The organism is Arthrobacter bambusae (assembly GCF_022606295.1).
GTDB lineage: Bacteria > Actinomycetota > Actinomycetes > Actinomycetales > Micrococcaceae > Arthrobacter > Arthrobacter bambusae_A.
Map to the genome: position 1 here is coordinate 51,822 of NZ_JAHHZS010000015.1, position 21,649 is coordinate 73,470.

Annotated in this window: 23 protein-coding genes; 14 read left to right on the forward strand and 9 right to left on the reverse strand. The window is 64.5% G+C overall.

Features of this window, described 5'->3' with window-relative positions; all coding sequences use genetic code 11:
- The first annotated feature begins 7 nt into the window (after window positions 1-7).
- The 3 genes from KNN17_RS12060 to ccsB are packed head-to-tail and all read left to right on the forward strand — an operon-like array spanning window position 8 to window position 3,530.
- Window positions 8-763 (forward strand): cytochrome c biogenesis CcdA family protein, encoded by a 756-nt coding sequence (locus KNN17_RS12060; protein WP_078107682.1) that lies wholly within the window; start codon window positions 8-10, stop codon window positions 761-763.
- Window positions 763-2,466, forward strand: coding sequence for a cytochrome c biogenesis protein ResB (gene resB, locus KNN17_RS12065; RefSeq protein ID WP_241709316.1), 1,704 nt, complete (start codon window positions 763-765; stop codon window positions 2,464-2,466). Before KNN17_RS12060 ends, resB begins: the two co-directional genes overlap by 1 nt.
- Window positions 2,466-3,530: a c-type cytochrome biogenesis protein CcsB gene (gene ccsB, locus KNN17_RS12070; protein WP_241709317.1), complete on the forward strand. Its 1,065-nt coding sequence runs from the start codon at window positions 2,466-2,468 to the stop codon at window positions 3,528-3,530. Before resB ends, ccsB begins: the two co-directional genes overlap by 1 nt.
- A 76-nt stretch (window positions 3,531-3,606) precedes the next feature.
- Here the strand turns inward: ccsB and KNN17_RS12075 are convergent, their stop codons facing one another.
- Window positions 3,607-3,984 carry a PLD nuclease N-terminal domain-containing protein gene (locus tag KNN17_RS12075; RefSeq protein ID WP_241709318.1) on the reverse strand — a complete coding sequence of 126 codons (378 nt, stop codon included), beginning with the start codon at window positions 3,982-3,984 and terminating at the stop codon, window positions 3,607-3,609.
- Window positions 3,985-4,065: 81 nt separating this feature from the next.
- Here KNN17_RS12075 and KNN17_RS12080 point away from each other — a divergent pair, with 81 nt between their 5' ends.
- Window positions 4,066-4,374 (forward strand): DUF4229 domain-containing protein, encoded by a 309-nt coding sequence (locus KNN17_RS12080; protein WP_241709319.1) that lies wholly within the window; start codon window positions 4,066-4,068, stop codon window positions 4,372-4,374.
- A 51-nt stretch (window positions 4,375-4,425) separates the two neighbouring features.
- Here KNN17_RS12080 and KNN17_RS12085 read toward each other — a convergent pair whose 3' ends face one another.
- From KNN17_RS12085 to KNN17_RS12105, 5 genes are all read right to left on the reverse strand, one after another.
- Window positions 4,426-5,307: a 1,4-dihydroxy-2-naphthoate polyprenyltransferase gene (locus KNN17_RS12085; protein ID WP_078107687.1), complete on the reverse strand. Its 882-nt coding sequence runs from the start codon at window positions 5,305-5,307 to the stop codon at window positions 4,426-4,428.
- Window positions 5,308-5,367: 60 nt separating this feature from the next.
- Entirely contained in the window at window positions 5,368-6,501 is a 1,134-nt protein-coding gene (locus tag KNN17_RS12090) for an AMP-binding protein (RefSeq protein WP_241709320.1), read from the reverse strand.
- A 9-nt stretch (window positions 6,502-6,510) separates the two neighbouring features.
- A complete protein-coding gene (locus tag KNN17_RS12095; protein ID WP_241709321.1) occupies window positions 6,511-7,464 on the reverse strand; it encodes a 1,4-dihydroxy-2-naphthoyl-CoA synthase in 954 nt (317 codons plus the stop codon).
- Between the two features lie 21 nt (window positions 7,465-7,485).
- A complete protein-coding gene (locus tag KNN17_RS12100; protein ID WP_241709322.1) occupies window positions 7,486-7,923 on the reverse strand; it encodes a VOC family protein in 438 nt (145 codons plus the stop codon).
- 151 nt (window positions 7,924-8,074) lie between these two features.
- A complete protein-coding gene (locus tag KNN17_RS12105; RefSeq protein WP_241709323.1) occupies window positions 8,075-8,803 on the reverse strand; it encodes a CPBP family intramembrane glutamic endopeptidase in 729 nt (242 codons plus the stop codon).
- Between the two features lie 202 nt (window positions 8,804-9,005).
- On the opposite strand from KNN17_RS12105, the gene KNN17_RS12110 reads away from it, so the two are divergent.
- Entirely contained in the window at window positions 9,006-10,484 is a 1,479-nt protein-coding gene (locus tag KNN17_RS12110) for an amino acid permease (protein WP_241709324.1), read from the forward strand.
- A 77-nt stretch (window positions 10,485-10,561) separates the two neighbouring features.
- Here the strand turns inward: KNN17_RS12110 and KNN17_RS12115 are convergent, their stop codons facing one another.
- Window positions 10,562-11,287, reverse strand: coding sequence for a dienelactone hydrolase family protein (locus tag KNN17_RS12115; RefSeq protein WP_241709325.1), 726 nt, complete (start codon window positions 11,285-11,287; stop codon window positions 10,562-10,564).
- Between the two features lie 73 nt (window positions 11,288-11,360).
- Between KNN17_RS12115 and KNN17_RS12120 the strand changes: the two genes are divergently transcribed.
- The 5 genes from KNN17_RS12120 to KNN17_RS12140 all read left to right on the forward strand — a co-directional run bounded on the left by KNN17_RS12120 (window position 11,361) and on the right by KNN17_RS12140 (window position 15,492).
- Window positions 11,361-11,819 carry an SRPBCC family protein gene (locus tag KNN17_RS12120; protein WP_241709326.1) on the forward strand — a complete coding sequence of 153 codons (459 nt, stop codon included), beginning with the start codon at window positions 11,361-11,363 and terminating at the stop codon, window positions 11,817-11,819.
- A complete protein-coding gene (locus KNN17_RS12125) occupies window positions 11,819-12,475 on the forward strand; it encodes a pentapeptide repeat-containing protein (protein ID WP_241709327.1) in 657 nt (218 codons plus the stop codon). The genes KNN17_RS12120 and KNN17_RS12125 overlap by 1 nt, the downstream gene beginning before the upstream one ends.
- A gap of 127 nt (window positions 12,476-12,602) precedes the next feature.
- On the forward strand, window positions 12,603-13,826 hold the full coding sequence (locus KNN17_RS12130) for a thiolase family protein (RefSeq protein ID WP_241709328.1): 1,224 nt from the start codon (window positions 12,603-12,605) through the stop codon (window positions 13,824-13,826).
- Window positions 13,826-14,632 carry an enoyl-CoA hydratase/isomerase family protein gene (locus KNN17_RS12135; protein WP_241709329.1) on the forward strand — a complete coding sequence of 269 codons (807 nt, stop codon included), beginning with the start codon at window positions 13,826-13,828 and terminating at the stop codon, window positions 14,630-14,632. Before KNN17_RS12130 ends, KNN17_RS12135 begins: the two co-directional genes overlap by 1 nt.
- Window positions 14,629-15,492, forward strand: a complete 864-nt coding sequence (locus KNN17_RS12140) for a 3-hydroxyacyl-CoA dehydrogenase family protein (protein ID WP_241709330.1) — start codon at window positions 14,629-14,631, stop codon at window positions 15,490-15,492. Before KNN17_RS12135 ends, KNN17_RS12140 begins: the two co-directional genes overlap by 4 nt.
- Window positions 15,493-15,580: 88 nt before the next feature.
- Here the strand turns inward: KNN17_RS12140 and KNN17_RS12145 are convergent, their stop codons facing one another.
- Window positions 15,581-16,525, reverse strand: a complete 945-nt coding sequence (locus KNN17_RS12145; protein WP_241709331.1) for an endonuclease domain-containing protein — start codon at window positions 16,523-16,525, stop codon at window positions 15,581-15,583.
- Window positions 16,526-16,671: 146 nt separating this feature from the next.
- Here KNN17_RS12145 and KNN17_RS12150 point away from each other — a divergent pair, with 146 nt between their 5' ends.
- The 4 genes from KNN17_RS12150 to paaZ all read left to right on the forward strand — a co-directional run bounded on the left by KNN17_RS12150 (window position 16,672) and on the right by paaZ (window position 21,063).
- The gene (locus KNN17_RS12150) at window positions 16,672-17,271 is read left to right on the forward strand and encodes a GNAT family N-acetyltransferase (RefSeq protein WP_241709332.1); all 600 of its coding nucleotides are present in this window, start codon (window positions 16,672-16,674) and stop codon (window positions 17,269-17,271) included.
- A 96-nt stretch (window positions 17,272-17,367) separates the two neighbouring features.
- The gene (locus KNN17_RS12155; protein WP_241709333.1) at window positions 17,368-18,006 is read left to right on the forward strand and encodes a LysE family translocator; all 639 of its coding nucleotides are present in this window, start codon (window positions 17,368-17,370) and stop codon (window positions 18,004-18,006) included.
- A gap of 91 nt (window positions 18,007-18,097) precedes the next feature.
- On the forward strand, window positions 18,098-18,823 hold the full coding sequence (locus KNN17_RS12160) for a tyrosine-protein phosphatase (protein WP_241709334.1): 726 nt from the start codon (window positions 18,098-18,100) through the stop codon (window positions 18,821-18,823).
- 137 nt (window positions 18,824-18,960) lie between these two features.
- The gene (paaZ, locus tag KNN17_RS12165; protein ID WP_241709335.1) at window positions 18,961-21,063 is read left to right on the forward strand and encodes a phenylacetic acid degradation bifunctional protein PaaZ; all 2,103 of its coding nucleotides are present in this window, start codon (window positions 18,961-18,963) and stop codon (window positions 21,061-21,063) included.
- Window positions 21,064-21,176: 113 nt separating this feature from the next.
- On the opposite strand, the gene KNN17_RS12170 is transcribed toward paaZ, so the two are convergent.
- Complete coding sequence (locus tag KNN17_RS12170; RefSeq protein WP_078107704.1) at window positions 21,177-21,497, reverse strand: GYD domain-containing protein; 321 nt, start codon at window positions 21,495-21,497, stop codon at window positions 21,177-21,179.
- Window positions 21,498-21,649: the final 152 nt, after the last annotated feature.

Sequence of the window (21,649 nt, forward strand, 5' to 3'; positions counted from 1 at the left end):
CGACAGCGTGAACAGTCCTTTCGCCGAGACCATCCTGAGCGGTTCCTTGCTGCTGGCCATTCCCGTGGCTTTGCTGGCAGGACTCGTGTCTTTCCTGTCGCCGTGCGTCCTGCCTTTGGTGCCTGGCTACCTTGGCTACGTGACCGGGCTGACCGGCGTCGACCTCCAGAAGCAAAGGCGCGGGCGCATGCTCGCCGGAATCGGCCTGTTCGTCCTCGGATTCTCCGTGATTTTTGTCCTGCTCGGTGGCGCCTTCGGCCAATTGGGCACCCTCATCACCGGCCCGCAGAACGCGTGGGTCACTCAATTGCTGGGCGTGTTGGTGATCATCATGGGAGTCGTCTTCCTGGGTGGCTTCGGCTGGTTGCAGCGTGACGCCAAAATCCACGCCAAGCCGCCTGCCGGGCTGTGGGGTGCCCCGCTGCTGGGCATCACGTTCGGACTCGGCTGGGCTCCCTGCATTGGCCCCACCTATTCCGCAGTCCAGTTGCTGAGCCTTTCCGGGGGATCGTCCGCGGCGAAGGGGGCCCTCCTGGCGTTTGTCTATAGTCTTGGCCTTGGCATTCCCTTCCTGTTGATAGCCCTCGCGGTCCGCCGGGGGATGGGTGTGATGTCCTTCTTCCGCAAGCACCGCCTGGCCATCCAGCGCATTGGCGGGGGCATCTTGATCCTCCTGGGAATCCTGATGGCCACGGGAGTGTGGGGCGCCTGGGTCACCGGGCTGCAGTACTGGTTCCAAACCGATGTGAAGTTGCCGATCTGATGAGCGAGCCCGTGCAAGGTAAAAAGAAGTCCAACAAGTCCGCCAGCAAGCCTGCCGGAGCTGACAAGGCGATCAATAAGGCCAAGGCCGAGGCAGCACTGCCTGTCCTGGGGATCATGGGCATGCTGCGCTGGGCCTGGACCCAGCTGACCAGCATGCGTACTGCGCTGTTCCTGCTGCTGCTCCTCGCCGTCGCGGCGGTTCCCGGCTCGCTCTTCCCGCAGCGCCCGGCGAACCCTTCGATCGTGACGCAGTACATCAGCGACCACCCGGATTACGGCAAGCTCCTGGACTCGGTGCAGCTATACGACGTGTACTCCTCGGCCTGGTTCTCGGCGATCTACATCCTTCTGTTCATCTCCCTCATCGGCTGTGTGACACCGCGGGCCATCGCCCACTACAAGGCAATGCGCTCCCAACCGCCGCGGACCCCCAAGCGTCTCTCCCGCCTCCCGGAATACGGCACGCTGGTGCTGCCCGCCGACGCCGGGATCCCGGCGTCGAAGGCTATCGCGGACGCCGCCGCCGTGCTGAAGAAGCGCCGCTACCGCGTGGAGGTGCGCGACGCCGACGGCGCCATGCCCTCCCTCGGCGCCGAGCGGGGCTTCCTCAAGGAAGTGGGCAACCTGGTGTTCCACGCTTCGCTGATCGGAGTGTTGGTTTCGGTGGCGGTCGGCGGACTGTTCGGCTACAGCGGCCAGCGCATCCTCGTTGAGGGCGATACCTTCGTCAACACCTTGGTGGGCTATGACCAATTCAGTCCGGGCACCAACTTCCAGAGCAGCTGGCTGCAGCCGTACTCCATCCAGCTGGACAAGTTCGACGTCCAGTTCGACCGGGAATCGCCGGCGCACTTCGGCCAGCCGATCGACTTCACGGCGGACGTCACCACCAAGGAAACCCCGGACTCGCCCGCCAAGAAGCAGGTCCTCAAGGTCAACTATCCCGTTTCCCTGGGCGACACCAGCATTTACCTCACGGGCAACGGCTACGCTCCAGTAGTCACCGTCCGCGACGGCGCCGGAAACATCGCCATGCAGGGGCCGGTGGTAGCCAAGCTGCAAGGTGACAACTACTACTCGTCGGTGGTCATCAAGGTTCCCGATGCCAAGCCCGATCAGCTCGGCTTCGCGGGGTTCTTCCTGCCCACGGCGATGGTCACGGACAAGGGTCTCGCCTACAGCGGCGATCCTTCGCTCATCAACCCGCAGTTGAACCTCAACTCGTACTACGGCGACCTTGGCCTGAACAAGGGTGCCCCGCAGAACGTCTTCGAGCTCGACGTCGCAAAGCTGACCCCGCTCAACGGCCGGGGAATGGCTAACAAGGCCATCGCGATCGCGCCCGGAGGCACATACACGCTTCCGGACGGCAAGGGCAGCATCACTTTCGACGGCGTCAAGAAGTACGTTGGCGTCGACATCCACCACAATCCCGGGCAGGCCACCGCGCTCGTGTTCGCCCTGTTGGCGGTCGCCGGATTGATTCTCTCCCTCTACCTGAACCGCCGCCGCGTCTGGGTCCGCACCGGAACCCACGAGGACGGGCGCACAATGGTGGAGTACGGCCTTCTTGCCCGCGGCGAGGACCATAGGCTCGCCGGCGAGGCTGCCGCGATCCGCGAACTGCTGCAACGAGAATGGCTGCTCACCACCGAACAGTCCACCGAAACCGTTTCTTCCTCAACCTCGAAGGACCAGTAATGCTCCCCATCAACGAAACCATGGGCCAGTACAGCGAGCTTTTCATGCTGCTCGCGGCCGGTACCTACACGGTGGCGTTCATCGCTTTCGCGTGGGACCTCGCCAAGAGCAGCAAGATGCTGAAAGCGGTGGACCTGAAAGCGGCCTCTTCGGTGGCAGCCGAGGTCAAGGTTCCGGTCGCCGCCGGCCGTGCCGGTGGAAACGACGTCGGGGGACCTGCGGGCCGTACCGAGCGCCCGACGTCGGCGATCACCTCCGTCAGCCAGACCGCCGGCGGTGACATGAAGTACGCCGCCGAGCGCCGCATTCCGGCCCGCGTCGCGGTGGCAGTGGCGATCATCGGCGTGGTCATCCACGGTGCCGGGGTCATCACCCGTGCGCTCGGCGCAGGCCGCGTGCCGTGGGGAAACATGTACGAGTTCCTGACCACCGGCGCTTTCCTGGTGGTGGCTGTCTTCCTGCTCTCGCTCATCCGCCGCGACCTGCGCTTCCTGGGCACCTTCGTGCTGGGCCTCGCCGTGATCATGATGGTGGCGGCATCGGTGACGTACTGGACCCCGGTGGGCCACCTGGTTCCTGCACTCCAAAGCTACTGGCTGGTCATCCACGTTTCCATCGCAGTGATGTCCGCGTCCTTGTTCACCTTGACGTTCGCCATGTCAGCCCTGCAGCTGCTGCAATCACACCGCCAGAAGACCCTGGCTGCCGGCGGTGTGGACAGGCTGGGCTTCATGCGGCTCGTACCGAACGCGTTGAGCCTGGAGAACCTGTCCTACCGCATCAACACCGTGGGATTCGTGGGTTGGACCTTCACCCTCATGTTCGGCGCCATCTGGGCCGAGAAAGCCTGGGGCCGCTTCTGGGGTTGGGACACGAAGGAAGTCTGGACGTTCGTGATCTGGGTGGTCTATGCCGGATACCTGCACGCACGCGCCACCCGCGGCTGGACAGGAACCCGCGCAGCCTGGTTGTCGATTGCGGGCTACCTGTGCGTGATCTTCAACTTCACCGTGGTCAACGTGTTCTTCAACGGCCTGCACTCGTACTCGGGGCTCCCGCAGTAAGTTCAACGTGCTGAAGTCCGCGGGCCGGGTCCGCGGGCATCACCGGACGCCCGCTCGTGCCATGGCTCAGGGAACGTCAGCTGTTGACGTCGCCGCTGTCGTCGGCCTTGGACTCGCCCTTGAGCTTGCGTTCCTTCGCTTCGAGCTCGGCCTTGAGCTTCTTCAGCCGTTCGGCTTCTGCCTGCTTGCGACGGCGGGCCTCGAGGTTGCGGAGAAAGTCGGGGTCGTCGTCGGGTGCAGTGGGGTGGCTCGCGGGCTGCGGGGCGGGGCCGATGTTGTACGGGCGGCCGATGAGGAACCAAAGAACCGCGCCGAGAACCGGCAGCAGGATCATCACCACGATCCACGCGGTTTTGGAAATCCCGCGGGTGGCGCGGCGGTCGGTGCGGATGGCATCCACCAGCCCATAGACGAATACGAGCAGGACGGCCACAACTGCAACAACGCGGAGCATAACGTCAAGTCTAGTCTCCGCGCGGTCCGGTGATAGCTGCGCGCACAGAGTGCGATCAGGCTGTGAGGCTAAACTTGATCCGTGGCTTTCCTCAAATACTCCCTGATCCGCTTGGCGCTCTTCGTGCCGCTCTTCGTCCTCTTTGCCCTGTTGCACACGGGTTTGTTGCTGGCGGCTATTTTCGCGGGCCTTATCGCGTTCGCCATCAGTTACCTGTTTTTCAAGAAGCAGCGCGACGACGCCACGGCATCCATGCGCGAGCGTTTCTCCGGGCGGGCCAAGCCCATCCGCTCGGCGCTGGAGATCGAAGATGCCGCGATCGAGGACCGGCTGGTGGATGAAAACCCCGTAGTTAAGGTCGAGAACGACCGACGCCCCAAAGAAGGCTAGAAGCCCACGTGAGCGGGGGTTGGCGAAAACCGGGCTATATGTGAGCGGGGGTTAGAAGCCGTGGCTCAGGATGAGGCCCACGGAAAACAGCACGCTGTAGCCAAGGTTGATCAATCCGGTCTGCTTGAGCACCGGGATGAGGCTCTTTCGCTTCCGGCCGTTGACCATGAGCCAGGCCGGCATGAGGCAGGCCGGGACCAACAGCAATACGATCAGCATCCAGGGCCTGGTGGGTGCGAGCACCACCACCAGCAGGATGGCGAGGGCCAGCATCAGGACATAGCTCTCGCGGGCATGGCGGTCGCCCAGTCGCACGGCCAGGGTCCGCTTGCCCGCCAGCATGTCCGTGGGGATGTCGCGCACATTGTTCGCCATCAGTAGGGCGCACGCGATCAATCCGGTGCCAATCGCGCCGATGACGGCCGGGAGGCTCACTTGCCCCGCCTGCGTGTAGGTGGTGCCCAGCGTTGCCACCAGGCCGAAGAAGACAAACACGAACAGGTCGCCCAGGCCCAGGTAGCCATAGGGGTTCTTGCCTCCGGTATATCCCCAGGCGGCGAGGACGCAGCCGATGCCCACCAGGATCAGCCACCAGCTCTGCGTGATGATCACCAGGACCAGGCCGAAAATCATGGCCAGGCCGAACGCGCCGAAGGCGGCCCACTTGACGTGGTCCGGCCGGGCAGCGCCGGAACCGACCAGCCGGAGCGGACCCACGCGGTCCTCATCGGTACCGCGGATGCCGTCCGAATAGTCGTTGGCATAGTTGACCCCGATCTGCAGCAGCAGCGCCACGAGGGCGGCGAGGATGGCATTCAAGAGCCGGAAAGATTGCAGCTCGTAGGCGGCCGCTGTGCCGATCAGCACCGGCGCGATCGCCGCCGGCAGGGTGCGCAGGCGGGCGCCTTGAATCCATTGTGCAGCTGTTGCCACGTTCAGTACCTCGTGTTGTTTCGCGTTGGGGAAGGCAAATGACGGTCAGGGAGGACCTATCTATTCTCCCTGATGCACCTCGGTGAGAAGCTCGATCATCGCCAGCCGGTCCGGCTTTCCATTGGGAAGCATGATGAGTCCATCCGTGGTGAGCACGGTTTTGGGAGCAAGGGTCCCTAGGGATTCCTGGCAGCGGGCCTTGTAGTCCGCGACGCTTTCCGGGGAGCTGTCCTCGACGGCAACATACGCTGCCACCGCCTGGCCCCACTCCCTGGAAGGCACCCCGGCCACGAAAGCCGCCGTGACGCCGTCGAACTTTTCAAGCTCCGCCTGGATGAACGCGGCGGAGGCTTTGACGCCGCCGGTGATGATGACGTCGTCGGCCCGTCCCAGCACCGTGAGCGTGCCGTCGGCGGCGAGCTCGCCAAGATCGTTGGTGCGATACCAGCGGGTGCCGTCCTCGTCGAAGAATGCCTCGGCACTTGCCTCGGGCGCGTCCAGGTAACCGGAAGCCACGGTGTCGCCGCCCAGAAGGATCCGGCCGTCGTCGTCGAGCGTGACCCGAACGCCCTCCAGCGGGTTTCCGTCGTACACGCAACCGCCGCATGTCTCGGCGGAGCCATACGTGGTCACGACCTTCAGCCCGGCCTCGCTGGCGGCGTCCAGCAGTGCGGTGGCCGCGGGAGCGCCGCCCAGGAGGATGGCATTGAAGCGGCGCAGGGCTGCGAGGGTCTGAGGCGACGGCGCGTCCAGGAGCCGCTGCAATTGCGTCGGTACCAGGGAGGTGAAGCGGATGGTGTCGGTCAGTTCCTCGGCGGCGGCAGTGAAGGCCTCCGGAGTGAAGCCGTTCGAGAGGTCCATGACCCACGGACGCGTGCCGGCGAAGAGCGAGCGGACCAGGACCTGGACTCCGGCAACGTACTGCAGCGGCAGGGCCAGGAGCCACTGGCCCTCACCGCGGAGCGCGATGGCCGTGGCCATGGAAGAAGCAGCGAGCTCATCGACCGTCAGCACTGTGGCCTTGGGCGTGCCGGTGGACCCCGACGTGCGGACCACTACTGCAGCGTCCTCGAAACCGGGCGTTTCAACGGGGACGGCCACCGGGGTGCCGTCTTCCGCGACGACGATTTCGACGGCGGGTCCCTCGTCGTGGAGGGCCGCGGCCAGGGCTTTGAGAACGGGATCGATGTTCACGGGCGAGTCCTAGAAATAGTACGGAAAGTTGGACCAGTCCGGATCACGCTTCTCGAGGAAGGCTTCCTTGCCCTCGACTGCTTCGTCCGTCATGTAGGCCAGGCGCGTGGCCTCCCCGGCGAACACCTGCTGGCCGGCCAGGCCGTCGTCGGCGAGGTTGAAGGCGAACTTGAGCATGCGGATGGCCTGCGGGGATTGGCGCGCAATGTCCGCCGCGTACTCCAGGGCGACTTCCTCGAGGCGCTCGTGGTCCACGGCCTCGTTCACGGCACCCATGCGGACCATGTCCTCGGCGGAATACTCACGGGCCAGGAAGAAGATCTCGCGGGCGGCTTTCTGCCCGATCTGGCGGGCGAGCAGCGCCGAGCCGTAACCGGCGTCGAAACTTCCCACGGTGGCATCGGTCTGCTTGAACTTGCCGTGCTCGCGCGAGGCGATGGTGAGATCGCTCACGACGTGAAGGGAGTGGCCGCCGCCTGCTGCCCAGCCGTTCACGACGGCGATGACCACCTTGGGCATGGTCCGCATGAGCCGCTGGACTTCCAGGATGTGCAGACGGCCGGCCCGGGCGGGGTCGATGCTTTCCTGGGTCTCGCCGTCGGCATAGCGGTAACCGTCCCTGCCGCGGATCCGCTGATCGCCGCCGGAGCAGAAGGAATGGCCGCCGTCCTTGGGGGAGGGGCCGTTGCCGGTGAGAAGCACGGTGGCGACATCGGGAGTCATCCGGGCGTGGTCCATGGCACGGTAGAGCTCGTCAACCGTGCCGGGACGGAAGGCGTTGCGGACCTCCGGGCGGTTGAAGGCGATCCGGACGGTCGGAAGGTCCCTCGTCACCTTCCCGCCGGCGTCGCGCTCGACCTGCCGGTGGTAGGTCATGTCCTGGAAATCGTCGAAACCGGACACTGTGCGCCAGCGAGACGGGTCAAAGACGTCGGATACCTTGGCGGGGAAGTCGTTGCTCACCCTCAGAGTCTAGTAATCCCCTCAGCTGATGCAGAACTCGTTGCCTTCGGGATCCGCCATGGTGTGCCATTCGTGCGGTCCTTGCTTGGCCGTCCACAGGAATTTCGCGCCCCGCGCTTCCAACGCGGCGCGGACGTGGTCCTTGTCCTGTCCGTTGAGGCGGACGTCCCAGTGGACGCGGTTCTTGACGGTCTTGTTTTCCGGAACGGTCTGGAACAGGAAGCGGCGGCGGGTGTCGTTGTCTTGGTCTTCCTCCGGGCCGATGGCCGCGCCGTCCTTCCACACGAGCTTGCCGTTGTGGGTGGTGGTCTCTTCCTCCGTGGCGAAGCCTTGATCCACCATGGACCGGATGAACGCCTCGTCCTGGGGCTCCACGATCCATTCGAGCGTCTCGGCCCACCAATCGGCCAGGGCGTGCGGATTCCTGCAGTCGATCACTACCTGAAAGTTCAGTGCCATGGACTGAAGCTACGACGACGGCGCGTGGCCGGGGAAGCGCCTAGCGGACAGTTCCGGTCCGGGTTGCCCAACTAACTCGCAGTAAGTGTCGTTTTGGGCCTTGAAAACGACATCTACTGCGAGTCAGTTGGGTGGGCGGGCGTGGGGTGGGCTAGCCGCCGAGGAGTTGCGGCGGGATCGCGTAGATCAGCACGACGGCCAGAAGGTTCTTGGCGGCATGCACGAAGTAGGAGAACATGACATTCTTGCCCGTCCAGACGTAGACGGCCACCAGGACCACGCCCATTCCGAGGTACGGGGCCAGCGCGGGAACTACCAATCCCTCGCGTCCCACCACATGGATGGCGGCGAAGCACAGCACGGACAGGACACAACAAAGCCAAATATTGACTCGGCGGGACAGCTTGCCGATGAGCAGGTGCCGGAACAGGTACTCCTCCACGAAGGGACCCAACACCACCAGCAACGGCACCACGAACCACGGCGGCAGTTGCAGGACCAGCGACTGGAGGGTCAGCTGGTTCTGCGACTCCTTGGCCAATCCGGTAACTGTCACCAGGATGGCGGTGATCACCAGCATCGCGACGATGGACAGTGGAATCATGGCCAGCGTGAACCATGGACGTGTGGCCAGGATCAGGAAATCCCGGGCTATGACGCGCCACGCTGCCGCAACCGCGAAAAGGCCCACCGAAGCATAGAACCCGAGGTTGATGGCGAAGACGGCCGTGGCAGGGTCGGGGAAAATCTGTTGCACGAAAGCCGTCACGGGCGCGGTGGCGAGGCTCAGAACAGCGGCCAATGACACATAGAGTCCGAAAGCCGCGGCGTCCAAGCCCGTGAAACGGTATAGCCTGCCGGCTGGCGGAATGGTGCCCATATGTCCAGCTTAACGCCCCTGTTTGTTGCCCGCGTCACGGTCCGCGGAATTCACCGGGTACGATGGTTCTGCCGGATTTACCTTCGACGCTTCCGCGTTTTCGCAATTGATTCGACTCGCCAAGAGGTCGAAAGCTCGAATTGTTCTGTGCCAATGCGCGGGAAGCCAGGGCCGGCATCTACTCAACCCACAAGGAACAGCTGTGCCTCAAAACACCACAACCGACCTTCAGCGTGAGCCGGGAACCCTGGCTGCGCCCAGTACCGCTACAACTTCCGCAAACCTCAGCGCCGAGGGCTACCAGAAGACCCTGAGCCGCCGCCACGTCACGATGATCGCGATGGGCGGCGCGATCGGCGTCGGGCTCTTCATGGGTGCGGGTGGACGCCTGGCCTCCACAGGTCCGGCACTGATTTTCTCCTACGCGATTGCCGGCGTCATCGCCTACCTGCTGATGCGGGCCCTCGGCGAACTGATCATGTACCGCCAGACGTCCGGCTCGTTCGTCAGCTACGCCGGAGAAATGTTCGGCAAGAAGGGCGCCTTCCTCTCCGGTTGGATGTACTTCATCAATTGGGCCATGACGGGCATCGCCGAGCTCATTGCCATCGGCCTCTACTTCCAGTTCTTCTTCCCGAACGTCCCCGTTGAACTGTCCGCCATCGCCGCGCTGGTGCTGCTGGTGGCCGTGAACCTGTTCAGCGTCAAAGCCTTCGGCGAGTTCGAATTCTGGGCGTCCTGCCTCAAGGTCGCCGCGATCCTGATCTTCCTGGCCGTGGGCACCTTCATGGTGGTCACGAACGCGCAGGTCGGCACCGGCCACGCCTCCGTGGGGAACCTCTTTGCTGCCGACGGCGGCATGTTCCCCAAGGGCGGACTGGTGATGATCCTGGTCCTGAACGCCGTGATCTTCGCTTACAACGCCATTGAACTGGTCGGCATTACCGCCGGCGAGATGCAGAACCCGGAACGCGAAGTGCCCAAGGCGATCCGCGCCGTCGTGATCCGCATTGTGGTCTTCTACGTCGGCTCCGTCACCCTGCTGGCGATGCTCCTGCCTTCGGACCAGTACCACGCGGGGACCTCTCCGTTCGTCACGGTCTTCGGCCAGATGGGCTTGCCATGGATGGGCGACGTCATGAACATGATCGTCATCACCGCTGCGCTGTCCTCATGCAACTCGGGCCTGTACTCGATCGGCCGCATCTTCCGCACCATGGCCAACAATGGACATGCCCCCAAGTGGCTCACCAAGATGTCCACCCGCCACGTGCCGTACGCGGCCATCCTGGCTATCGGCGCCGTGTATCTCGTGGGCATCCTGCTCAACATCTGGTTGGGCGGTTCGCACGCCTTCGACCTCGCGCTGAACACCGCATCGATCGGCGTCATCTTCACGTGGGGCTCGATCTTCGCCAGCCAGATCGCGCTGCGCAAGAAGAAGGGCAACGTCTCCAGCCTCCCCATGCCGGGTTCGCCGTGGACCAGTTGGGCCGGCCTGATCGCCCTCTTGGCCATCACCGTGCTGATCGGCATGGACACCATGACGGACAAGGCCACGGGCGAGGTGTTCCTCCTGGGCCTCTGGACCCTGGCTACCATCCCGTTCTTCGCCCTGGTGCTGTGGCTTGGCTGGCAGAAGGTCAAGAACAACGAGCCGAAGAGCGAGCTTTTTAGCTAGTCCCCACCATCGATTGCTCCGTAACTGCCATTTTGAGCTCTCAGAACGGCACTTACGGAGCAATCGATTTAACCGGCTCAGCCTTTCAGGTGTTTCGCGAAGTGGTCCTCGATCCGCTGCCAGGCTTCCGGAGCCGCGGCCGGATCGGGTTTGATGCCCATCACCCGCATCAACGGCCGCAGAGGCCGGGGTCCGACCGCAACGTCGTTCATGAAGGCGTGGCCCGCCGTCGGGAATTCCTTGACATCGTGCTCGATCCCGAGCGTCGACAGGGCGGCCTCCAACTTCGCGGCCGCTCCCGGCATCGTCCGGTCCTTGGCTCCGTAGTTGGCCACGACGGGGCAGGCGCCTTCCAAAGCCTGCTCCAGGTGCCGGGGCAACTGGCCATAGTTCACGGAGGCCGCGTCGAACTCGTCGTGGGCCATGAGCAGGGCGAAGGCGCCGCCCATGCAGAATCCGATGACCCCCACCTTTCCTGTGCACCGGGCATCGCTGCGGAGCCAGGAGCGTGCCGTGGACACATCCGTGAATGCCCGGCCCGCGCCCGACCCAAGGGAGCGCATGGTCGCCACGAGGCAGCGCCTCGCGCCGCCGTCGCTGTAAAGGTCGACGGCGAGCGTCAAGTAACCGGCGGCGGCCAGCCGGTCCGCGTGCCTGTGCATCTCCTCGTCGAGGCCGAAGGCTTCATGGATGAGCACGACGCCGGGAAACGGTCCTTCGCCGTCGGGCTCGGCCAGGTAACCCCGCAGGGTCTTCGAGCCTCCTGCCAGCGCGCTTTGAGCGCTCATGTCGATGTGCACCATGGTGCAATCCTGCCAGACCACGCGAATGTCTTCGCCGGAGGCTTTTGTCAGCGGTCGCCGTTAGGCTCGATGCATGGACCACAGCACCACGCTCAGCCACCACGTCAACGCCTCGCGGGAGAAAGTCTGGGCCGTCATTTCCGACATTCCGGGCTCGGCCAGGACCCTTTCCGGAGTCAAAGCCATACAGATGCTCAGCGAGGGACCCTATGGTGTGGGCACGCGGTGGAGGGAAACCCGCGCCATGATGGGCAGGGAGGAGACCGTGGAAATGCATGTTGCCGAGTGTGATCCTCCGCGCGCCACCACGGTCAAGGCCAGGCAGGGCGGCGCGGATTACACCACCCGCTTCACCCTCGAAGAGCGCGACGGCGGGACCGAGCTCGCGTTGTTCTTCGGCGCCGAAGTCCTCAAGCCGACATTCTTCAGCAGGGTCATGATGGCCGCGTTCGGAAAGCTCGGAATGAGCGTCACCCGCAAGGCGCTTGCGAAGGATCTCGTCGAGATCGCGGCGAAAGCGGAGACGCTCTGATGGCGGTTGCCAAGGTGACGGCACCCCGGATCTCCCCAATCAGGCTCGACGAGCTTCGCGACGACCCCACTCCGGACTTCCAGCGCGGGGAACGGTACGACGGCGTCCGCCTCACCCGCGCCGTGGCTGACGGAGCAGAGCTGAGCGGGGCGGACTTCATTGAGTGTGAATTCAATCAGGTCTCCTTCAACGAGGCACAACTGCGTGGCGCGACCTTCCGGGACTGCATCCTGAATGAGCCTTACGCCCCGGTGTTCACCGCTGCACGGACCTCGTGGCGTGAAGTGCAGATCAGCAACCCGCGGTGGGGTTCGGCGGAGATGTACGAGGGTGCCTGGCACTCAGTGAAGATCGACGGCGGCAAGCTGGACTTCCTGAACCTGCGTGGATCCAAGCTCATGGATGTGGTGATCACGGGCTGCATCATCAACGAACTCGACCTCGGGGCTTGCACCGCAACGAGGATGGTGCTCAAGGATTGCACCATCGGGACGCTGGATGTCTCAGGGGCCAAGCTCAAGGATGTGGATCTGCGTGGCTCGGACTTCCGGACGATCAACGGACTTGGTGGACTCTCCGGCGTCGTCATCGATGATTACCAGCTCACCCTGCTGGCACCCCTGTTGGCCGGACACCTGGGTATCCGGGTGATTTGAGTGACGGGTGACCGCGGCGCCCTTGACCCGGTGACGGTTGACCGCGGCGCGGCGCCGTGTAATCTTTATAGAACGAACGGTCGGTAAATTATTCTCCGGCCCCGCTCCCTTCGCGAAGGATGTTCTCATGGTCGAGGCTTTTCTTGTTGGCGGTGCCCGCACCCCTGTAGGCCGTTATGGCGGCGCGCTTTCCGCGGTCCGGCCTGATGACCTGGCAGCCCTTGTGGTCCGTGAAGCCGTGGCCCGTGCCGGCGTCGACCCCGACGCGATCGATGAAGTCATCCTGGGCAACGCCAACGGCGCCGGCGAGGAAAACCGCAATGTTGCCCGCATGGCAACCCTTCTCGCGGGACTGCCCCTCCACATCCCCGGAATCACGGTCAACCGCCTCTGCGCCTCCGGAATGAGCGCCATCATCATGGCCAGCCACATGATCAAGGCCGGCGCTGCGGACATCGTGGTGGCGGGCGGCGTCGAGTCGATGAGCCGGGCCCCCTGGGTGCAGGAGAAGCCCACCGCAGCCTTCGCCAAGCCGGGCCAGATCTTCGACACGTCGATTGGCTGGCGCTTCGCCAACCCCCTCTTCAGCAAGGGCGAGCTGTCCCGCGGCGGCAAGATGACGTATTCCATGCCGGAAACTGCCGAGGAAGTCGCCCGTGTGGACGGCATCTCCCGCGAGGACGCCGATGCCTTCGCCGTCCGCTCGCACGAACTCGCGCTCGCCGCCATTGCCGGCGGCCGGTTCAAGGAAGAGATCGTGCCGGTCACGGTGAAGACCCGCAAGGGCGAGACGATCGTGGACACCGACGAAGGCCCGCGTGAGGGAACCACCATGGAGGTCCTCGCCGGTCTCCGCCCAGTGGTCGCAGGCGGCTCCGTAGTCACGGCGGGCAACTCCTCCTCCCTCAACGACGGCGCGTCCGCCATCATCGTTGCCTCCGAGGCTGCCATCGAGAAGTTCGGCCTCACCCCGAGGGCCCGCATCATCGACGGCGGCTCGGCCGGCTGCGAACCGGAAATCATGGGCATCGGCCCCGTTCCGGCTTCCCAGAAGATCCTGGCCCGGTCCGGGCTCACGGTCGGGCACCTTGGCGCCGTCGAACTCAATGAAGCCTTCGCGACGCAATCGCTCGCGAGCATGCGGCGCTTGGGCCTGGATCCGGACATCGTCAACCTCGACGGCGGTGCGATCTCCCTGGGGCACCCGCTCGGTTCCAGCGGCTCGCGTATCGCGATCACCTTGCTGGGCCGCATGGAACGCGAGCTGGGCAGCGCCGACCGCAAGATCGGCCTCGCGACGATGTGCATCGGCGTCGGGCAGGGCGCGGCCATCCTCCTGGAAGGCGTGTAATGGCGTTGAATCCCGAGGAATTCGGAACCCTGCTCATCGAGGAGCGCGAGGACCGCGTCACCGTCCTGCTGAACCGGCCCGAGGTGCGTAACGCGATCGACCAGCAGATGGTGGATGAACTCCATCAGGTGTGCGATCACCTTGAACGCGAGCCGAAAATCCTGATCATTGCCGGCGTCGAAGGCGTTTTCGCGTCGGGTGCCGATATCGGCCAGTTGAGGGAACGCCGGCGCGACGACGCTTTGCGCGGCATCAACTCCACGATTTTCGTGCGGATCGCGAAGCTGCCCATGCCGGTCATCGCGGCCTTGGACGGCTATTGCCTGGGCGGCGGGGCCGAACTCGCCTACGCCGCGGACTTCCGCATCGGCACGCCCAGCCTGCGGATCGGCAACCCGGAAACCGGACTGGGCATCATGGCCGCGGCCGGTGCAACGTGGCGCCTCAAGGAACTCGTGGGGGAGCCGATTGCCAAGGAAATCCTCTTGGCGGGCGCCGTTCTCCGTGCCGAGGAAGCCCTGCGCATCAACCTCATCACCCAGATCCATGATGCCCCCGTGCTGATGGAAGCGGCCCACAACCTCGCCGACCGGATCGGCCGGCAGGACCCCCTGGCGGTCCGGATCACCAAATCCGTGTTCCACGCTCCGGCCGAAGCGCATCCCGTGATCGACACACTGGCCCAAGGCATGCTTTTCGAATCGCAGGCCAAGTTCGACCGCATGCAGGCGTTCCTGGACAAGAAGAGCGCCAAGCAATCCAGCGACAACGCGTCCAGCGACAACCCAGACAGGACCCGAAAATGACAGCAACGTCCGCCATCCCGCATGTTGTCGGTGTCCTCGGCGGTGGCCGCATGGGCGCCGGTATCGCCCACGCCTTCCTGATCAAGGGCGCCACCGTGATCGTCGTCGAACGCGACCACGAATCCGCCGCAGCCGCGCAAGGTCGCGTTGCCGAGGCGGTGGCCAGGTCCGTAGCCAGAGGCACCCTGACGGGAACCGCCGAAGAAGCCTTGTCCCGGTTCAGCACTTCTACCGACTACGACTCCTTCGTCCACTGCGGACTCGTCGTCGAAGCCGTGCCCGAGGACTACGAACTCAAGGTTGCGGCCCTCAAGGCTGTGGAGGAGCACCTCTCCGCTGACGCTTTCCTGGCCTCCAACACTTCGTCGCTCTCCGTGACCGGCCTCGCGTCGCAGCTCCGTAGGCCTGCCAATTTCGTGGGCCTGCACTTCTTCAACCCTGTCCCGGCTTCCACGCTCATCGAGGTGGTCCTGGCCAAGGAGACGTCGCCGGAGCTCGCCGCCACGGCGAAAAGCTGGACCGAGGCACTCGGCAAGACCGCCGTCGTCGTCAACGACGCACCCGGCTTTGCCTCCTCGCGGCTGGGTGTTGCTATCGCGCTCGAGGCGATGCGCATGGTTGAAGAAGGCGTGGCGTCTGCCGAGGACATCGACGCGGCCATGGTGCTCGGCTACAAGCACCCCACGGGACCGCTCAAGACCACGGACATCGTAGGCCTGGATGTGCGCCTGGGCATCGCCGAATACCTGCATTCGACGCTGGGGGAGCGGTTCGCCCCGCCGCAGATCCTGCGCGACAAGGTTGCCCGCGGCGAACTGGGCCGCAAGACCGGCAAGGGATTCTTCGACTGGACTGACTAGCGCCTCGGGTCCCCCAACTGACTCGCATTTAATGTCGTTTTGACGCTCCAAAACGACACCAACTGCGAGTCACTTGGGCGCCCAACCGCTACTTGGGCGCCCAACCGCGGTCCAGGAGTACGGCACTGACTTTCGCGACGGCGGACCGTGCGTCGTTCTCCATGTGCCGTTTTGAGATCCTCACCAAGTGCCATCCGGCACGGGCGAAATCCTCTTCGCGGGCGATGTCCCGGACTATCTGGGCCGGCTCGGAATGCGGCTCGCCGTCGTATTCGACCGCCACGCGGTGTTCGAGATAGCCCAGGTCCGGTTGACGCACGACGCCGGCACCTAGCTCAGTGGCTACGTTCAGCTGCGGTTCGGGCAGCCCGGCGTTTTCGAGTGCCAGCCGGAGCCGGGTTTCCGGGGCGGAGTCTGAGCCGATCCGTGCCTGTTCGAGAGCCAGGCGCGCTTTGCGGATTCCCGGCGTGCCTTTGTGCCGGTCCAGCATGTCGGCCAGCTGTTCCAACGTTGCGTACGGCTCTGTCCGGCCTTCAAACTCCGGCCGCGGGATCCGCACCAGATAATCGGCAACAACGGTCAATTCATCCACGGTCATCCTCCTGGACACATCGAGCCAGGTCCGGGTGCGCGTGGTGACCAGGAGGCCATCAAGGCTCGTGATTTCGTCGTCGAAGAACTGCCCTACATGCCCCACCACCCCGGTTCGCCGAGGAATGGCCATGGTGTCCGGACGTGAAATGTGAATGCGCGGATCATCCGTGCCGGGCAAAAATCCAGGGAACCGCCACAGGGCGAAAGCCGTGGCATGCGAAGCAGCCGAGAACTCGGTCACCGCAGTGAAAGGCCGGACGAAACCGACGTCCCTCGGCTGTCCTTGGACCAGTGACTGGTCTGGAATCCTGATGCCGCGGCTTGGCGAGGGCAGAGATTGGTGCCGCAACCGCCGTCGGCTCACACCGGCGTCGACCGCTTCTTGAAAGGTGAACGGGGCGTTCGCCAGCAGCGCCGGCAACGGTTGCGGGGTCTTCATCGCCTTATCGTTGCAAATCCTGGAACGCCATTTTGAGTTATCCACAGGCAATTGCCCCGGCGCCCCAACTGACTCGCAGTTGTTGTCGTTTTCAGGCCCCATAACGACAACAACTGCGAGTCAGTTGGGTCGGTTAGGCTGGCTGGGTGACCCTCATTGCACCCGTGACCCTGGACGGTCGCTTCGTAACCCTGGAACCACTTAGCACCGACCACCACGACGGCCTTGTGGATGCCGCCAAAGACGGCGAGTTGTGGAAACTCTGGTACACCTCGGTCCCGACGCCGGAGGGCATGGCCGCGGAGATCGACCGCAGGCTCGGGCTGCAGGAGCAAGGATCCATGCTGCCGTTCGCCACGCGGTTGAAGGCGGACGGCAAGCTCATCGGCATGACCACCTACATGAACATCGACGCCGCCACTCCGCGCGTCGAGATCGGCTCCACCTGGAACGCGGCTTCGGCACAGGGCAGCGGGAGCAACCCGGACTCCAAACTGTTGCTCCTGGGGCATGCCTTCGAAACCCTTGGCTGCCCCGCCGTCGAATTTCGGACGCACTGGCTCAACCACCAGTCCCGCGAGGCCATCGCACGGTTGGGCGCGAAGCAGGACGGCGTGCTGCGCAACCACTCGCGGACTGTGGACGGCGTGCTCCGCGACACCGTGGTGTTCTCGATCCTCGAACACGAGTGGCCCGCTGTCCGCACAGGCCTCGAATTCAGGCTCGCGAAGCGCCTCCCCAAGTAGCTCGCAGTTGATGTCGTTTTGAGCGCTCATAACGACATTAAGTGCGAGTTAGTTGGGTTAGCCCGAGCCACATCCCTCCTCCGGAAGCAGTCCCTTATGGTCGAACAACTCATGGCCTTCGCGCTGACCTGCGTCGTCGTGGTCCTCGTTCCAGGACCCGATTTTGCCCTGGTGCTGAAAAACGCGCCCCGCGGACCTGGATCAGCGGCGACCACCGCGATCGGAATCATGGTCGGCAACACGATCCTTGCCCTTCTCGCCGTGCTCGGCGTCACGGCGCTCCTAAGCGCGTCGGAAGTCCTGGGCAACGTCATCAGGATCGCCGGTGCCGCCTACCTGCTTTACCTGGGGACCCGAGCCCTGCTTGAGGCCTTCGGACGCCCCCGGAATCTACCCGCCGCGGCCCCTGGGCCCAGGCTTGGATTCCGAGGTAACTCACCATTCCTTCAAGGAATGGTGAGCAATCTGCTCAACCCCAAGGTCGCCGTCTTCTATCTGTCCCTTTTCCCCCAATTCAATCTCGCACCGCTTCCCCCTCTGGGCCAGCACGCGTTGATGGCGGGCATCTTTCTGCTCACTGCGCTGGTTTGGTATGTCGCGCTGGTTCATGCGCTCAAGAGAATCTCCACGGCACTGGCCCGACCCCGCGTGACGCGGATCATCACGGGTGGATCCGGCACGGTCCTGATCGGCGTCGGAGGGACGATCCTGACGAAGTCCCTGGTCGCCAGCTAACGGCCCGCCCTTCCTGGCAACGCTCGCTCACCTATATCCGCCTCCCCGGAAACCCTCGCTCACCTATCCTGCATGTGGTTAGCTGTCCGGTATGGATGGGATCTCAACCGCCGCCAAGCAGCGGGGCGTCCATTGGGACGGTGCGGTGAACGCCTGGCACATCGCCGGAAGCGTGTACCGGATGGGGCGGCGGGAATGGCTCACCGACGCCGGGTGGCAGCAAATGTACGACGCCGGCATCCGCACCGTGATCGACTTGCGGACTCTTCGTGAGCAGCAGCCCAGGGAGGTCGATCCCGAGGTTTCAGCGGAGGCGACCGCGCGTTTCGACATCGTCCATTGCCCCACCGAGGACCCGGAGGACAAGGAATTCACCGAGCTCTTTGGCCCGTATTTGAAGGATCCTGCCCACTACGCCGACTATGTACGGCTCTTCCCGGACAAGCTCGCCGCAGTTTTCAAGGCCATCGCCGCGGCACCCGACGGGGTGGTGGTGCACTGCGCGGCCGGGCGCGACCGTAGCGGGATCATCGCCGTGATGCTGCAGAATCTGGCAGGAGCGAGCGACGAGGAATTCGTGCGGGGTTATCAGCAGGGAATGCGTGGAATCAACGAGCGCCACCGGCACCATCGCGCCCCTCACGCCCATGATCCTTTCCTCGAGGAAGACGCCCTTGAAGCGATGTTGTCCGTACGCACGGCCAGCCTCCTGGAATTCGCGCATTCCCTTGACACCTTCGCCTTCCTACGGGCGAACAGCGTTTCCGGTGCGGAAGTTGCCGCCATCCGGGCCAAACTCAACGCTCCGGGGAGGTAGAAGGACGCCGCCCGAAGCGGCATCTAGTGTGCAGAACGGGCCTCTCATGTATTCTGGGGATATTACCGAACGGCCGGTCAGTAATTTGCGGTCGTTCTGTCCATTTCGTGCCCGTGCCTTGGAAGGACCCGTCGACGATGACCAGTACCGCAGTCGCTCCGGAAGCCACAACCGTTGAAACCGTGCCCAGTTTCGTCCAGGGCGAGTGGTGGACCCCCAGCGCCGACGCCACCGCGGGCGTGCCCGTCCGCGACGCCAGCACGGGCGAGATCCTCGCAACGGTCAACACCGACGGACTGGACCTTGCCGGCGTCGTGAACTACGGCCGTGCGGTGGGCCAGCGCGAGCTCGGCAAGCTCACCTTCCATCAGCGTGCCCTCAAGCTCAAGGAACTGGCGCAGTACCTCAACGGCCGGCGCGAGGAGTTCTACACCTCGTCCTTCAAGACCGGCGCCACCAAGATCGACTCGATGGTGGACATCGACGGCGGCATCGGGGTGCTCTTCACCTTCGGATCGAAGGGCCGTCGCGAACTGCCGAACTCGCAGGTCGTGGTGGACGGTCCCATGGAAGTCCTGTCCAGGGACGGTTCCTTTGCCGGCGAGCACATTTACACCCGCATCCCGGGCGTCGCGGCGCAGATCAACGCCTTCAACTTCCCCGTGTGGGGAATGCTCGAGAAGTTCGCGCCCGCGTTCATCGCCGGCGTCCCCACCATCGTCAAGCCAGCCACCCCCACCGGTTACGTTGCCGCCGTCGTGGTCAAGGCAATCGTCGAGTCGGGCATCCTCCCGGAAGGCTCGCTGCAGCTCATCTCGGGATCCGCCCGCACCCTGCTGGACCACCTCGACTACCGCGACATTCTCGCCTTCACCGGCTCCGCCTCCACCGCCAACTCGCTGAAGTCCCACGTCAACGTGGTCCAGGGCGGCGTCCGCTTCACCTCGGAAACCGACTCCCTCAACGCCGCCATCCTCGGCCCCGACGCCGTGCCCGGCACCCCGGAGTTCGACGCGTTCATCAAGTCGGTCGTCACCGAAATGACGGTCAAAGCCGGCCAGAAGTGCACCTCGATCCGCCGCACCATTGTGCCCCAGGCCCTGGTGTCCGACGTCGTCGCCGCCATCGGTGCGCGGGTGGACGAGCGCGTCGTGGTCGGCGACCCCCGCGCAGAGGGCGTCACAATGGGCGCCCTCGCGTCCCTCGAGCAGCTCGCCGACGTCCGCGCCGCAGTGCAGTCAATGCTCGACGCCGGTGGTGAGCTTGCGTACGGGACGCTCGATTCGCCGTCGGTCACCTCGCTCGACGGCACCGTCGGTGTCGTGGAGGGTGGAGCGTTCATGTCTCCGGTCGTCCTGAGCTGGGCCGACGTGGACTCGGAAGCAGTCCACTCGCTCGAGGCATTCGGTCCGGTGTCTTCCGTGATCGGGTACTCGGACCTCGACGACGCCGTCCGCCTCGCCGCCCGCGGTGGCGGCTCCCTCGTGGCCTCCGTGTGCACCAACGATCCTGCGGTCGCCCGCGAATTGGTGACCGGAATCGCGGCGCACCACGGCCGCGTCCTGATGCTCAACCGCGAGGACGCCCGTTCGTCCACCGGGCATGGTTCGCCTGTGCCGCACCTGGTCCACGGCGGACCGGGCCGCGCCGGTGGCGGCGAGGAACTCGGTGGTATCCGCTCCGTCATGCACCACATGCAGCGCACCGCTATCCAGGGCTCGCCGAACATGCTCACCGCAGTGACCGGAGTCTGGCACGCAGGCGCGGACCGCAACTTCACAGTGGAGACGGAAGGTACGCACCCGTTCCGGAAGTCGCTTGCTACTCTGCGGATCGGTGACGCCGTGCGGTCCGAACTGCGGCAGGTCACCCTGGACGACATCACCGCCTTCGCCAACTCCACCGGCGACACCTTCTACGCCCACACCAACCAGGAAGCGGCCGAAGCCAACCCGTTCTTCCCGGGAATCGTGGCGCACGGCTACCTGCTGCTCAGCTGGGCCGCCGGATTGTTCGTGGAGCCGGCGCCGGGCCCGGTCCTGGCCAACTACGGCCTGGAGAACCTGCGCTTCATCACGCCCGTGGCCGCAGGGGATTCGATCCGCGTCACGCTCACGGCCAAGAAGATCACCCCCCGCGAGACCGACGAATACGGCGAGGTAGCCTGGGACGCTGTGCTGACCAACCAGAATGACGAAATCGTAGCCACCTACGACGTCCTGACCCTCGTCGAGAAGTAACCCCCTTCCGACGCCCGCTCACGTATGGGGGTGTTTGGCCGGACGCTCGCTCACTGTGCCTGCATACGTGGAACGCTCCCCAGCACTGGGGAGCGTTCCGTGTCTGAGGAGTTCTATTGCCCTGGGGCGCGGTATGCCGGGGTCTTCTTGGCCGCTTCGTCGAGATCCTCAACCGTCATGAGCGGCTTCAAATGCAGGCGCACTGCGCCAGTCGCATTGATCATGAGTGACAGGGCGGCGGCGCTAGCCGCGTCAGGGATTTCGAAGACCCCGACGACGTCGGTCTCGCCGAAAGCGTAGTAGAAACATTCGAGCGATCCGTCTACGGATTTGAGTGCATCGACCACAGCATCGCGGCGCTTGGTGCCGCCCTCGCGCAACAGCCCGTTGATTCCGTCGCCGACGTAGTTTGCTTCGAACAGATATTTCGTCATTGTCTTCCCGTCCCGTGATGTCCAGGACTCGGGCCTCCTGCGGTGCTCCCATCACCCGTTGAGGGAAGGTCCCGGAGTTGTTCCCCTGCGAGGGGGCTTTGCACATCGTAGGCCGAGGCTGCCGCCCTGACAACGGGCCAGACCAAAGTTTG

Coding starts and splice junctions, on each gene's coding strand:
- resB (WP_241709316.1), top strand. CDS start 763: ATGAGCGAGCCCGTGCAAGGTAAAAAGAAGTCCAACAAGTCCGCCAGC.
- ccsB (WP_241709317.1), top strand. CDS start 2,466: ATGCTCCCCATCAACGAAACCATGGGCCAGTACAGCGAGCTTTTCATG.
- KNN17_RS12075 (WP_241709318.1), bottom strand. CDS start 3,984: ATGCTCCGCGTTGTTGCAGTTGTGGCCGTCCTGCTCGTATTCGTCTAT.
- KNN17_RS12100 (WP_241709322.1), bottom strand. CDS start 7,923: ATGGCACTGAACTTTCAGGTAGTGATCGACTGCAGGAATCCGCACGCC.
- KNN17_RS12105 (WP_241709323.1), bottom strand. CDS start 8,803: ATGGGCACCATTCCGCCAGCCGGCAGGCTATACCGTTTCACGGGCTTG.
- KNN17_RS12115 (WP_241709325.1), bottom strand. CDS start 11,287: ATGGTGCACATCGACATGAGCGCTCAAAGCGCGCTGGCAGGAGGCTCG.
- KNN17_RS12120 (WP_241709326.1), top strand. CDS start 11,361: ATGGACCACAGCACCACGCTCAGCCACCACGTCAACGCCTCGCGGGAG.
- KNN17_RS12125 (WP_241709327.1), top strand. CDS start 11,819: ATGGCGGTTGCCAAGGTGACGGCACCCCGGATCTCCCCAATCAGGCTC.
- KNN17_RS12130 (WP_241709328.1), top strand. CDS start 12,603: ATGGTCGAGGCTTTTCTTGTTGGCGGTGCCCGCACCCCTGTAGGCCGT.
- KNN17_RS12135 (WP_241709329.1), top strand. CDS start 13,826: ATGGCGTTGAATCCCGAGGAATTCGGAACCCTGCTCATCGAGGAGCGC.
- KNN17_RS12140 (WP_241709330.1), top strand. CDS start 14,629: ATGACAGCAACGTCCGCCATCCCGCATGTTGTCGGTGTCCTCGGCGGT.
- KNN17_RS12145 (WP_241709331.1), bottom strand. CDS start 16,525: ATGAAGACCCCGCAACCGTTGCCGGCGCTGCTGGCGAACGCCCCGTTC.
- KNN17_RS12155 (WP_241709333.1), top strand. CDS start 17,368: ATGGTCGAACAACTCATGGCCTTCGCGCTGACCTGCGTCGTCGTGGTC.
- KNN17_RS12160 (WP_241709334.1), top strand. CDS start 18,098: ATGGATGGGATCTCAACCGCCGCCAAGCAGCGGGGCGTCCATTGGGAC.
- paaZ (WP_241709335.1), top strand. CDS start 18,961: ATGACCAGTACCGCAGTCGCTCCGGAAGCCACAACCGTTGAAACCGTG.
- KNN17_RS12170 (WP_078107704.1), bottom strand. CDS start 21,497: ATGACGAAATATCTGTTCGAAGCAAACTACGTCGGCGACGGAATCAAC.